This window comes from Vibrio chemaguriensis (assembly GCF_012275705.1).
Lineage (GTDB): Bacteria > Pseudomonadota > Gammaproteobacteria > Enterobacterales > Vibrionaceae > Vibrio > Vibrio diabolicus.
On sequence record NZ_SHOE01000006.1, the window covers coordinates 1 to 14,026 of the forward strand.

Consider the following 14,026-nt stretch of genomic DNA (forward strand, 5'->3'; position numbering starts at 1 on the left):
CTTTTAATAACATATTCTCATCTTATCTTGTGTATTTTTTTTTTTTTTTTTTTTTTTTTTCAGATGTGTATAAGAGACAGATTTAGAGTAAGTTGTATCAAATGAGCAATGCTATTAAAATTTTTTCAGATATGTATTCAAGCAGCATGTTTGAATCGTATGTATCAAATATTCGAGAAGATGTATTTTCGCACTTAACCGATACGGTTACGCTATTTGCAGCTCTTGCGCTACCACTGGCACAACAAACTTTTCAATGGGCTTCAGATAAATATAGCTCTGAGCATTTAGTCGATTTCATTGAATCGAATTCACCAATACACCCAAAAAAGTTAAATAGAAGGCTCATTCTTTATGTTGTAGATGGAAGACGCACTCAACATATCTGAAAATTTAGAGCTGTGACTTTGTTCTTATAAGACAGCGTCCATCTACAGGCTTAATAAGGTCCAACTTCAACCAATGTGACTTCTGCACTATGAAACTGGTAGAAAATAGTGCTCACAAGGTTTATTCTTTCTGATGTTTTACTTTTTTGACAAACTAACCCGTTGCTTGAGAGGATACCATGTTTGCAGAACGCCTAGAACGAGCCCGTAAGGCTGGCATTAGCTAGCGAAAGTTGGCCTGTCATCTAACGCTATTAAAAAGTACGAACATGGTACAACTATGCCCTCTTCTTCAAACTTGCTTAAGCTTGTGAAAGTGCTAGACGTACGCACTGAATACTTCTTTCGACCCACCAAGGTGAGGTTAGAAGGCGTTGAGTACCGCAGCGTGTTAGCACACCAAAGAAAGTACTAAATCGAATCAATGGTGACGTCTTAGAGAAGGCTTGTAATACGTTTGCAGGAAAGTTTCTTCCCCTAGCTAAAACACTGGGGCGAAAACGCCGAGTTTTATAGAAATGAGTCAAATAGATCACAATGAAAGGACCACTGTTACCGGTTTTATTGATCAAAAATTCAGTATTCCTATAGAGGTATTAACTCGTGCGGAGTGGACGCAGCACCTGCAAAAGCACTATCTTTCCGTTGATGGCCCCTATGGACAACAGCCTTTGGAATGGTTAAACGCAACAGCTGAAGACTTAGCTGAGGCTGTGGGCTATCCTGATACTCCCCAGGACCAAGTACTCGATGCATTTATGAAACTTTTCAGCAGAAAGGGGGTTCGTAGAGTGCTTGGGAATAAGGTTTCTAAGCATCAGGGAATGTTTGCTTATAATAACTTCCATTATTTAGTTTTAAGTTGCTTTGTCACTTCCACTCCGATTGGCGCTGGTGATAATAAAGACTTTCGAGATCGGCTTGGTGAGTTATTCCATGACGGTAACGGCAGGGAACAGGGAGTTTCTGGTGTCAATTCTTTATGGGAAGCACTCGCTGAGTGGGTTAATAAGTCCTCCTCTTGGAGACCTATTGTCCTGCCAGATCCTGGTAGTTATATAAATATAGGTATTGCCCTCAAGTTGGCCTATCCATCCTGGGAAGACCTAGCTGCGCTTAAGAAAATACTTAAGAAAGCTCAGGTTAAAGACATGCATAGTCGTTATGCTCTTTTGCAGCATATTCGTAGCTGTCAGTACGAACTGCCTGCATTGGCGCGCCAGAGAATAGGCAAACATATTAATGAACTAGAAGGTCGATTCCGTATCGGAAGGCCGATAGAAAATCATGCGTTCTGGCGAATAGTTGAACGTGTGCTCTATGACATTTCAAACGAAGAAGCTTTCAACCAATCCAAGTTACTTTGGCGGATTTCGGTAGATTTTTATGGGGCGGGTGAAAGTGGAATAGATGTTCTGGTTGCACGAGGAAACAAGAGGGAAGAACTAAGTCAGCCTTGTTGGGAAGGGAGTTTCAGGCAGCTATTAAGCTCATTAAACGATCCTATGATCCCTGTTCAACTTCAGCAGATAATGGCGATGGGCACGGTTCTGCTATTTGAAGGGCATGATGGTTTGTGGACTCAGGATGATCGGCCTGTTGATAATGTATCCACCATTATATTGACTAATGTAAAATCCTATATTTACTCATTTAGAAAACCACTGGAGTTAGAACGTGGCTGGTTTATATCTGAGAAAATGGATATTGATCAAGCTAAGCAACTTACGTTTGGGGCAGGGATTGCCGGTGATTCAAAGGTAGTAACTCGGGAGCTTTCAATTGAGGGGGGAATCAAAGATCGTCTGGGACGGTGGTTGGGCATTCCAGGTTATTTCCCGTATATCAATTTGCCTGAATCTACGGATATTGAATCATCACCAGAGTTGAATCTTCAAATACAGAATCATGTCGCATTGATTGGTGCTAACAACGTATTGGATGGTCAGTGGAATATTCAGATAAATGGAGATCAATTCTATAAGTCGCTGGATTTGTCGTTCACGAGTAAGGCAGCTCGAAATGAGAAATGGCCCAGCCGTCCAGAAAATGGTTTTGTTGACGCACAAGAAGTGCAGTTCGAGGAAGGTGAGTTAATCTTTGATGGCGTAGTACCTGTACATACAGAGTTTTGCTCTTCACGGTTGCTTGATGTATTAGAGGCCATCTATGCCAGAGCAGGCGCCACCCGTTCTGAACGTGACATTTTAAGCTTTTTAAAGCCCGTTTTGCCTGGGAAACTTAATCCTTGGGATCTATTGCGCTCATTAGAAGAAGCGGGATGGTTGAAGAAAGATGTCAGCAAAAAATGGTGCGGAAGACGTTGGCGAGTTTTACCACCTCGCATAGTTAAAACGGGTCATGGTAGAGCAATCATTGAGGGGGCAACTAGCTTTCTTGAACGAGAGCTTCTTGAAGTCGAAGCCAAAAGACACGGTGTCAATTATTTCTTTAATGCAGAACACCCTTGGTCTGTGCCTGTAATAGGTATTGAAGGAGAAAACCTTCAAAGCTTAGCCGATGATTTAAATTGGCCTCTGATTCATGCACGAGAACCCTTATTAGAGCCTGCTCCTAGTTGCTGGTTTACCGATAGTCGAACACATCAAGGTCGAAAGTTAGAAAGTGTTTGGTGCCCCGATACCAAAAGTTTTAAAAAGTCAGAGTTTCGTTCTGAAACAGAGCAACTACAGCTGTATCGGTATGTTCGAGATGATAGCCAGGATTTTTTCTGCATCACGAATGACGAGAAGTTGGTGTTCGGCTATTCTGAGCGCTTAGCTGCTCTCTTAGAGTATTCACGTCAAACGTGTACTTCATTGTTTGCGAGTCGAGAAGACTCACTTATTCGTCAGGCTAAATCTGGTTATTTACCACTGTGCATCTCGAAATGGCTTCGACGAGTAACGGCTCAGCAATCTGGCCCTCGACAGGATGATTCAGAGTTTTGCTATGGCTATGGTGTAACAAGTGCTCAGTTGACCGAGTTAAAAAGAATTTTTGGTCAAGCTATTGGTGATAACGGCTCGGCAAGAAAACAAAATATTATTCAGATAATGGCACAAGATCGACAAAGAGGTCAGCGCAGTCATTGGCCAATCAACAAGGAGTTATAATAAGTGTTAGACGAAGTGTATTTGGGTTTTAGCGATTATGACTATTCATCTGGGCATGGAACACGCATTAAAGCTGCAGCAAAAGAGAATAATGGCTATTGGGTATTTGCAAATAACTTCGAAGATAACCTGCCTCCAAAGGGGAAAGCATTTGCAATTGCTTCTGGACTAAGTTGGCTTAAAAAAGACCAACTGGTTGCTTTCAAAGTACAGCCAATTTCACAGGATGTACGCGATGGTTATGATCAGTTCATCGTAGACCCAGGTGCTAAGCCAGTGCGGAGTATCCTAGATTTTCGTAAAGGTGGAGTGGAGTATGCACGCTATCAGTGTCTTGAGGTTGGTTTTTCAATTGATGCCATTGAGTCGGAAGAAGTCATTATTGCAATATCAGATGAGCAATGCATTGTCGTTTATTTCACTTTAGATCTAACAACTAATCGTTATGTTTCACCAAGTGGAATGGTTACGGTTTGTTCACTTAACCCCGCCATTTTCGAGAGTGACCGAATCAAAGATCGACTCTTCGAGGTGCCTGGTAAGACAGTCGGCGAACCACTCTATGATTTGCCCTGGAAATTTGATCAAGATTTATTAAGCGACTTGCTAGATGCTCTTCGTAAGAGCGATAGCAACGGGCTTAGTAAGAATAAACGAGATGAGTTAGTAAGTGTTTTTACCCGAGCTAAGAACTTAGCCGATGAGCATACAGATATGGCGCATCTAGCTGCTTGGCTTCCTTCATTTTCTAATCGCTTAGATACCTATGTCGATGCTCCCACTCGAATTGCTGACACTCTAATACAAATTGAGCCGGTAAAACAAAAGCTTGAAGAGGCTCGTTGCAAAGTCGAAAACAGCTTACGCGAAGAGCTTGAGCTACACGTTCGCTCACAGCTTGAAGACTGTTATCAAGAACTTAAGCAAGAGATAGAAGCGGCTCGTAATGAATTACAAGCATTATCTGAAGAGCTGGCAGTAAAACAAAATGAAAAAAATGGTATTGAAGCTACTTTTGCTGGCTTGAGAGACGAGCTAATAAGTCAAATTCAGCGCCTAAATCCGGTACTTGGTTTAGAAAATGGCTTGGTTGATAAAGACTTTGAGCAACTATTGAACAGCCTTCGTTCAATATTGGGAGATCATGCCAAACATCTGTCGCCTCGTTATGCACAGATTCCTCCCTGGTCACTGGCGCAATTCGCCAGTTCCAGTGAGCAGATAACCTTCTCTCAATTGCCTGATCGCCTCAATAAAGTCGCCCGTGAGGCTGGAATTTTATCTGAGTCCATGAGTCTGTTTGATGTGGGTGCTCGTTCGGGAGGCCTTGTAATTGTGCCTCAAACACAAGCAGAAGTAATGGTTCCTGCGTATGCTCGTGCGGTTAGTCGCGGAGATTTTGTTCGTGTTGCCCTTGGCCCTAGTGTGTTGCATCTAGATGATCTTTGGGCGCACCCTGCTAAAGATCAACCAACTGGGTTTGCATATGCTTGGCTAGAAGCAGAAAGTAATCCTGATCAAGTTCAGTTGGTCTGGTTGGATGGCCTACACCGAAGTCCAATGGACTTATGGTTGCCAAGTTTGATTGGAGTGTTGCATAGCGAGAAAAGGCCTTCAAATCTTCTAGTGGTAGCCAGTATCGAACATAACCAATGGGATGCCGATCGCGTATGGAGGGAGTTACCAAAATCATCTTTCCCTATTGTGCCTAAAACCCAGTCATGTGGTTTGAAGCAATTCTTAAATCCTGATCAGAAGCAAATCACCTCAATTTGCTGGAGTTCGGGAGCTGATATCATGGTGGATAAAGATGATTTAGACGAGGTGATTGAACTTTGTGATCAAAATGACTATTTCGCACTCAGAACTAAGACCGCTTTATATCGCGCGCTAGCTATGGTCAATAGTTCTAATACTCCAGTCAGCGAACAGTTAGATAAAACTGTAAACCTTCGAGAACAAGGGCTGAAGTGGTTAAAGGGCATTATCGAATAAACTTTCAAGGAAGCTGTCATGCTAGATCCTATTGGTGCATATCAAGAAATTCACAAATTGTATCTGTCTTACTTGGATACTGCTTATCGTATTCGGCGAGAAGAGCTATCGAATGACCGCAGAAGATTGTTGAGCGAACCTGGTACTTTAATGCCTGAGCCATTTTTAGAGCCAATTTTACGCTATCAGCCATCACAAAGTACGCTAGAGTCATTTTTGGATGACGAAACCGAAGCAAACCCATTCAAAAGGTTTAACAGGGAACAACGAATAGCTATTTTAGAAATGATCTATTCAGGGCTTTTTCCAGGTAAGGATGGGACTGGTGAGTTAAAACGAGTCAATGCTTTTAAACCGTATAAGCATCAAGTAGACATGCTTTGGCGTGGATTGAAGCCTGGACGACCTGGTATCGTTACCTCTGGTACTGGTTCGGGTAAAACAGAGTCTTTTCTATTACCCGTGCTTTCAGAACTGGTTGCTGAAGCGACTCGTTGGCCAGTGCCGAAATCTGATTATCTTAGAAATCAGTGGTGGAGTGAGGGGAGTCAGTTCTCTTTGCATCGAGAGGGAGAAAGTCCTGATAGACCAAAAGCTGTCAGGGCACTTTTGCTCTATCCTATGAATGCTCTGGTTGAAGACCAGATGGTTCGTCTCAGGAAAATGCTGGACTCTAGTGAAGCTTGCGAAGTGTTGGATACAAGAGCTAATGGCAACAGGATATTTTTTGGCCGTTATACAGGCGCTAGTCCTGTTGCAGGTTATCGTGAGCATCCAAGATCAAAGGATTCCAAGAAAGAAAAGCAGCGACAGTCGCGAGTGAAAAAGGCTTTGCAAGATGCAGCCAAACACTTCAAAGCGGCATTTAATGCTGACCAAAGTGCCGAAGAATTTAATAGAACAGTTAAAGAACCAGATCAGAAAAAAAATGATTCGACGAGATTTCTATTTCCTTCGCCAGATGGTGCAGAGCTTATTTCTCGCTGGGATATGCAGGAAACACCACCGGATCTGTTAGTCACTAACGTTTCTATGCTGAATGCAATGTTGTCGAGGGAAGTAGAGGCGCCCATCTTTGATCAGACAAGGACATGGCTGGAAACAGATCCTGATGCGTATTTCTTCTTGGTGCTGGATGAGCTGCATTTAATTCGAGGTTCTGCTGGAACGGAAATGGCTGGCTTGCTGCGCCTGCTTATTAATCGCTTGGGGTTGGATCGATCAGCATTTAGACACAAATTACGTATTTTGGCTTCGAGTGCTTCTTTACCGCTTGAGGGAGATATGCGGGAGCAAAGCCTCGAGTATCTCTACGATTTCTTTGGTGATGCGGGTACGCATTCTGGCTCTCTTGAATCAGGTGCTGAGAGTCCTGATGACTGGGAAGAGGCGGTGCTAACGGGACATCCTTTATTACCTCAGCCAAAGCATCAAGATATCTTGAGTCCAGAGCCTTTTGTAAAGCTGCTCAGTTACCTTTCATCGTCAAATAATGAGTTTATCGGGCAACTTCATGTAGAGTTGGATGACGATCCAAAACTTTTACAGCTAATTGCTGAATGTGGGCAGTCATTAGGGGCGGAAATATTATCATCTGAAGAAGTGATAAAAGAGGCCGCAACACGGTTAATGCTCGCTTGTAAAGGTGAGGATGGAATCAAAGCGCGACCACTATCTGTAATTGCTCAAGCTATTTTCGGGTCGAGCCATCAGCAAGAAGCCTTGCGAGGGTTGACGCTACTGAGAGCGTTGGGTGATAAACTAAAAAATATTGATGCGACTAGTTTTAGGCAACATCTTTTCTTACGCAGTCTAGAAGGGCTTTACGCAAGTGCCCAGTTAATTGATGGTCAATTGACATATCATGGCCTCAATGTGGAGAAGGGTAGTAGTCATATTAAGGTTGGCGAAGAGTCCCTACGACTTTTCGAACTTTTCCACTGTGAAAGCTGTCATGAAGAATTTATTGGTGGCCGTAGAGGTAAATTAAGCCAAGGAGGTCCTAAAGAAGACTATGAGATTTTGCCTAATACTCCTGAACTAGAGCGCTTACCGGAAGCCGGTGCTGAAGTAGCAATTGAGCAATTGAGTCATGATGACTTTTTACTATTTTGGCCAGCACAGAATGATGCTCAAAAGGGGGATGATGAGAAGGAAATTTGGAAACTGGCGTTCCTAGACACTCGCAATGGTCAGGTAAAGCAAGAAGCTTCAAACGTATCAGATAGCCCTTTTATATTGTCTGGCCGCCTTTTTCTAAAGCAAGGGTCTCAGCTTGCACTTAAAAGCCCTAAAACAGCAGCACCGCATGTTTGTCCTGCATGCGGCACTGATTACTCACGACGAAGTGAAGAGTATCGAAGATCTCCTATTCGTAGCTTTAAAACCGGTTTTGACAAGACTTCTCAATTATTAGCAACTGAGGTTATGGAAATACTAAAACGCTCAGGAACAGCGACAAAACTCATTTCCTTTTCCGATAGTCGGCAGGATGCAGCAAAAACCGCTCTGAATATTGAGCGTAATCACCACATTGATACACGTAGAAAACTCCTAATTGAAGCGCTTCAGCAAATAGAAATGCCGAAGGAGTCGGTAGCCGAATTAAGAAAAATGCGAGAAGAGGCTGAAGATGCGGGGGATGATGATCTTTTTGATGAGTTGTCGAAGAAAATCAAGGAGATTAAAAATTCTGGGGATGTTAACAGAGTTGCACTTACTCATGTGCTCGAGGTTGACAATCAAGCACGTAAAACAAAATCTTTGCTGGGAAGTATGGCCAGTTTAGGTATGCATCCTACAGATGATTCTGGAGTATCTAAGATTTTTGGTGCTGATGGGGCTGATCGAAAAGTTAAGTATGATTGGACCGACTTATTCAAGATCGAACAAGATAACGTCTATTGGAATGAAGATATACCGGCGAATGATATTCTTGCAGCTCGCGGACATATCTCAACCGAGCAGTTCTCGTTACTAGATGACGTACTTTTTGCAAGAAACTACTTCTCATTGGAAGAAACTGGTTTGGGCTACCCATGCTTAACTAATAAACGAGATAAAAGCTCGGATCTTGCAGATGCATTCCTACGTGTGCTGTCAGATAACTATCGAGTTGAAGCGAATAAGTGGTTTACAAAAGATAGCAAGGAATGGGCTGTTTACTCAGATATTAGTAGCAAAAGAGTAAAAGCATTTATTAATAAAGCTGGACTTACTGAAGACAAGGTAAATGAACTACTAAAACTGTTTTCAGAATATGGTCACACTAATGGTGTGATTCGAATAGAGAAGTTGCATATTTGCCTTGTCAAAGAAAGCGATCCTGTATACGAATGCACGACTTGTGGCCGTGTGCATTTACATTTAGGCGCAGGTATTTGCACGCGTTGTCATGCTCCGCTTCCGGTTAAAAGTAATGGCGTAACAAAAAATCTTCGTGACCGAAACTATATTTCACGACGCTTAACACGAGCATCCAATGAGGATAATAGCTTCCGATTGAGGTGTGAGGAGTTGACTGGCCAAACAGATGATCCGGCAGATCGTTTACGCCGTTTTAATGGTATCTTTATTGATAACACCAATGAACTTGAGAAACTGTCGGAAGAAATTGATTTGTTGTCGGTGACAACCACTATGGAAGTAGGGATTGATATCGGCTCTCTGCAAGCCGTTTATCAGGCGAACATGCCCCCACAGCGATTTAACTACCAGCAGCGTGTCGGCCGTGCCGGTCGACGAGGGCAAGCCTTCTCATTAGCTATGACTTTGTGTCGTGGAAGAAGTCATGATCAGCACTATTTTCATCACCCTGAAGAGATAACTGGTGATGCTCCGCCACCGCCTTTTCTAACACAAGATCATATCGACATTAGTCTTCGATTGCTGCGAAAAGCTTGGCTAACGCGGGCCTTTCAGATTTTACGTGATGAAGATGGAGCTAGGTATCCTGGGGATGTGGTTGCGCCGGATATTCACGGTGAATTTATACCTGCTGCACTTTTTTACGATGATTCGACTAACTGGTCTGCTCGACTTTTGCGAGCGGCAAACCAAACTATTAACTTTGCTAAAGACGTTGCGAAAAGTTTGGGTCAAGGGAAGCCTGAAATATTGGATAGTTTGATTGGGTATACTGAATCGACCACAAAACTTCTTGAGGAAATAAAACATTTCAAATCAGAGGGGAAAAACAGGGATTTGGGTCTTGGGCAATTCTTAGCGGAATGCGCCTTGCTACCCATGTTTGGTATGCCGACACGTATTCGCCCACTATATCTAGGGATGAAATCTAAAAATGGCAAAGACCCTGAATGGGATGCAGTTGATCGTGATTTAGACATAGCAATCTATGAGTTTTCACCAGGGCAGATATTAGTTCGAGATAAGCGTTTGCATAAGAGTATTGGAGTAACCAGTTCTTTAGGTTTTATCCAGCCTTCAAGAGAGGGTAACAAGCTTATACCTGAGCCAGTATCCCAGTGGTGGACTGATACAGAGATGTTGGCTGACTGCCCTCATTGTGGGGCTTTACAAAGTAAATTTATAGACAACGTGGCTGCTGACCAAGTTTGTTCTGACTGTGGCGAATCTATACCTGTATCTATGTTCGAGCAGTACCACTCACCAGCGGCATTTAGAACAGATTTTTATCCACAAGTTTCCGATGGAACAGAGCCACAAAAGCCTGCATTAAGAAGAGAAACCAGCTCAATCATATCTCCGATGGTCAATCATCAGGTTGAACGAACTAATGTTATGATTGCAAGTGGTAGTGATGCCCTCGTTATCAGAAGAAATAGAGGACCGATTGATACTACATTCGAGCATCAGCCTTTTACATTAGTTCGAAAAACACAAACTAATGTTTATTCTGCTGATGTCAAACTAAGTCAATTATCTAATCAAACTATAGATACAGAACTAGTCTATGGTAATAATTGGCAATCCCCTCCAGAAGGCTCTGAACCAGAGCAAGTGCGCTTCTATTCAAAAAAGAAAACAGATGCAATCAGTTTGGGAATGATAAGCATAGCTCCTGGATTAGATCTTCATAAAGTAGGTACGCGAGAACGAGAGCATACAAAAATACGTTCCGCAGCTCTCAGTGCAACACACATGCTTGTTCAGCGAGCTGCATTGGCGATGGATATTGCGCCAGAAGAGTTTGAAGTGCTTGAGCCTAGATTACGGGAAGGTCACCCATACCTGCAAATTGCTGATACTTTGGTTAACGGCGCAGGTTTTAGTAAGCGACTCGCTGCAAACTGTCTCAAAGAGCCGTTAGCTGTAGAGTTAATGCGATCAATGTTGAATGATCCAAAAGACCAAATGTCGAGAGTTTTTTTTGAGCAGCAACATCGTGATCAATGTGCGCTTTCGTGTTATCGCTGTATTCAACGTTTTGGCAACAAAAACTATCATGGTCTTCTTGATTGGCGTCTCGGACTAAGCTTTATACGTTGCCTGTTAGAGCCTGAACATCGCGTAGGGTTAGACGGTGATTTTGAAACTTATCGAGAATTAAGTGATTGGCCAAAATTAGCAATGGAAGCAGCCCTATCGATTCAAAAGTTGAATCCCAGCACAAGGAAAGTGATTCAGATGGGAGTGCTTAACTTGCCAGTGGTTACAGATGAAAAAGAAGCTTATATGGTCGTCCACCCATTTTGGGATGTATTAAATTCGCCCTCTGAAGTGATAAATGAGTCTCTTGTCGAGCTAAGAAGACAGTTTGATAAGGTATATTGTATCGATACTTTTGAGGCAAACAGAAGATTGATGAACACTCTCGATCGACTTCGAAAATCCTAGTCGCATTCTCGATATTCGGTGGATTTCTATCGACCTTGGTTGTGAGCATGGCGTCACAACCAAGGTAATGGTTGATAACTCAGAGAATACGCGTGAGTTGCTTAAGGAACATGCGATTAAGACCGCAACATGGGACAATTTTGTCAAGTTAATCTAACGACGACTTCAGCCAACCATGAACCAGCTTTCCCTCGCCGATACTGAATTTGCCAATAAATCGCAAAGAACTCTTCCTTGGTCTAATGGAGGAGTTGATTCCTTGGCAGCAGCTTGAGTCACAAATTTAGCCATTTTACCCAAAGGCTGGTAACGGTCGTCATCCATACTTTTTATCTGCTATGTAGCGTATCCCTTTTATGCTAAACAGGTACAACATGGGGGACTGGATGAGAGGATGAGAATAATTGGCCACTCAGATAGAAGTTGTTTACCATACCTCTACTAATCCATTAAAAGCTAATTTAGAAAATTTAATAACAAATTTCTGTCCAAAAGCTTGCTGGCGCAGTTCAAAGCAGACACTTGCTTTGGGTTACTCGACTCCGAGTAACTTTATTGCTATGTTTCGCAAAATATATGGAGAATCTCCTGCGCGTTATTTTTTCTAGATGCCGTGCAGAGTAATGTATTGATCGGCTGGGGTAAAAATGAAAACCAAAATAATAATATCGTTTCTACTCGCTTCATTGTGTGTCAGTGTCAGCGCCAGTACGAATGAGCCGAAATACCATTCTGCGCTAACAGTCAAAACGGTATTCAGTGAAGACAGAGACAAGCCTGTAGAAGTCTACTACTGGTATCCCACAACGAACGGAAAAACCAACTTCACGTTTGGTAGGGGTAACATTTTTAAATCAGTCGAAACGCAGTTAGATGCCCCTTTAGCAAGTGGAAAATTTCCCGTTGTGCTTTTGTCGCAGGGCGGAACACGGTCAGCATTTTCCCACAGTGGTTGGATAGCTTCAGGCCTAGCGAAACAAGGTTATATCGTTGTTGTACCAAAGCCTCCTGCACCGAACGAAATCAATGCAGAAATGGCTGTTGATGAAATCACTTTCAGAACCAGTGATTTGGTGCTTGGGCTGAACGAATTAAGTTCGGTCGGGATACTGTCCGGAGGTGTAGATACTGATGAAGTGCAGGGTGTTGGCTTTTTTCTGGGTGGCACATCTATGCTGATGCTCTCCGGAGCGCAAATAAGCCCGGAAAAATATCGAACATCGTGTCACAACGTCACCAATGTAGACTGTCATTGGTTACGTGAAAATAACGTTGATATTACCAACATCCCGGATCAAAAATTCCCCCGATTTCAGTCTGAAAGCAAACTGAAATCGGTCGTCGTTATCAACCCTGAGCTAACGAAAACTTTTGTCCCTGAAACTCTGGCCTTGATGAACAATGCTATCACCGTGGTGACGCTTTCTGATCGGCTACATCCCGCACTGACACCAGCCGAATCACTTGTTGCTCTTCCCAATGTGACATTTCAAGAGATTCCCAGTGCGAGTCAGTTTAGTGCGTTCGCAGAATGTACTGAGCGTGGCATTAAAATTCTCGCATCAGAAGGGGAGGAAGCACTTTGCCAGGAGCGTGACGAGGTTTCCAGAAAGGACAATCATCAGCAAATTTTGGATGTAATTCTGGCTAGGTTAACAAAGTCATAAGAGTGCAACAATGAGGAGCTTTCTTACACATTGTGTGCTTGAACAAGCAAAGCGAGAAGTAAGTTTTTGCAGGCTTATCCCTCCACCATACTGCAAGACCTACTAGTGACGGTATTATTTGCCTTAATTAAGTACTTGTCCCAGCATTTTAAAACTTAGAAGAACACACAAAATACCAACGATTTTCTTAAGAACTTTATTTGGGAAATACTCTGCGCAACGCACGCCGAGGCTAGTAGTTAAGTAGCTACTAATGGAGAAGCTGATCATTGCAGGAAGGTATATGTATCCTAATACTAAGTTGTTCCAATCTGTATTTTCCCATCCGTTTAACATGTAACCGAGGCTTCCTGATAGCGCGATAGGGAAACCTATCGCAGCAGAGGTGCCAATAGCTCGTTTTACCTCAAAATTTTGCTGGACAAGATAGGGGATGATCAACCCCGCACCGCTTATTGAGACAAGTGCTGATACAGAGCCAATCACAGAGCCTACAGTGATGTTACCGATAGCCCCATGTGGGTTCGGATTGTACTCATTTTCAGTGTTGAGAAACATCTTATAAGCAACATACAACATGAATACGCTGAAAAAGCCTGCCAGATAGACTCCTTGTAGATACGATGCTACGAATGTGGCGCAAAATGTTCCGACTAGAACTCCGCTCAACATTTTTACTACCATTGTCGAGTCTACATTCTCTTTTTTGTAGTGAGCGCGCATGCTGCCCAATGTTGTAATAATCATCGAAGCCATTGATGTCCCTAACGCAAGATGGACTACTTCTGTATCAGCTATTCCCTGTAGTGAAAACAGAAACGCAAAAATAGGGACGGCCATTCCACCACCACCAACACCAACGAGTCCAGCGAGAAAGCCAATGCCCAAGCCTGCTGTAATGTAATAGATAATAAAGATAGGTTCGTTCATGATGGTTCTGCCTTCGATAAAATGGTCGTTGCTAAAATGTTACTCGAACGCTAACTTGCTATGGTAACGTTAAGAGGACAGAAAATAATGAATAATGGCCAAAATGGAATTG

General features: G+C 42.9%; 7 protein-coding genes and 1 pseudogene. 7 read left to right on the forward strand and 1 reads right to left on the reverse strand.

Annotated elements, in window-relative coordinates; genetic code table 11:
* Positions 1 to 101 precede the first annotated feature (101 nt).
* The 7 genes and pseudogenes from EX191_RS07520 to EX191_RS07545 all read left to right on the forward strand — a co-directional run bounded on the left by EX191_RS07520 (position 102) and on the right by EX191_RS07545 (position 12,984).
* On the forward strand, positions 102 to 389 hold the full coding sequence (locus EX191_RS07520; RefSeq protein ID WP_085344671.1) for a hypothetical protein: 288 nt from the start codon (positions 102 to 104) through the stop codon (positions 387 to 389).
* A gap of 238 nt (positions 390 to 627) precedes the next feature.
* Positions 628 to 804 carry a helix-turn-helix domain-containing protein gene (locus EX191_RS23160; RefSeq protein WP_369335222.1) on the forward strand — a complete coding sequence of 59 codons (177 nt, stop codon included), beginning with the start codon at positions 628 to 630 and terminating at the stop codon, positions 802 to 804.
* Positions 805 to 907: 103 nt separating this feature from the next.
* Entirely contained in the window at positions 908 to 3,505 is a 2,598-nt protein-coding gene (locus EX191_RS07530; RefSeq protein ID WP_085344670.1) for a hypothetical protein, read from the forward strand.
* A gap of 3 nt (positions 3,506 to 3,508) precedes the next feature.
* Positions 3,509 to 5,500, forward strand: a complete 1,992-nt coding sequence (locus EX191_RS07535; RefSeq protein WP_085344669.1) for an AAA family ATPase — start codon at positions 3,509 to 3,511, stop codon at positions 5,498 to 5,500.
* An 18-nt stretch (positions 5,501 to 5,518) separates the two neighbouring features.
* Entirely contained in the window at positions 5,519 to 11,317 is a 5,799-nt protein-coding gene (locus EX191_RS07540; protein WP_193447473.1) for a DEAD/DEAH box helicase, read from the forward strand.
* 175 nt (positions 11,318 to 11,492) lie between these two features.
* Positions 11,493 to 11,601 (forward strand): annotated as a pseudogene (locus EX191_RS23115) (IS5/IS1182 family transposase); the annotation flags it as partial.
* Between the two features lie 363 nt (positions 11,602 to 11,964).
* On the forward strand, positions 11,965 to 12,984 hold the full coding sequence (locus EX191_RS07545; protein ID WP_046873678.1) for an alpha/beta hydrolase family protein: 1,020 nt from the start codon (positions 11,965 to 11,967) through the stop codon (positions 12,982 to 12,984).
* 123 nt (positions 12,985 to 13,107) lie between these two features.
* Here EX191_RS07545 and EX191_RS07550 read toward each other — a convergent pair whose 3' ends face one another.
* Complete coding sequence (locus EX191_RS07550; protein ID WP_085344666.1) at positions 13,108 to 13,914, reverse strand: sulfite exporter TauE/SafE family protein; 807 nt, start codon at positions 13,912 to 13,914, stop codon at positions 13,108 to 13,110.
* Between the last annotated feature and the right edge of the window lie 112 nt (positions 13,915 to 14,026).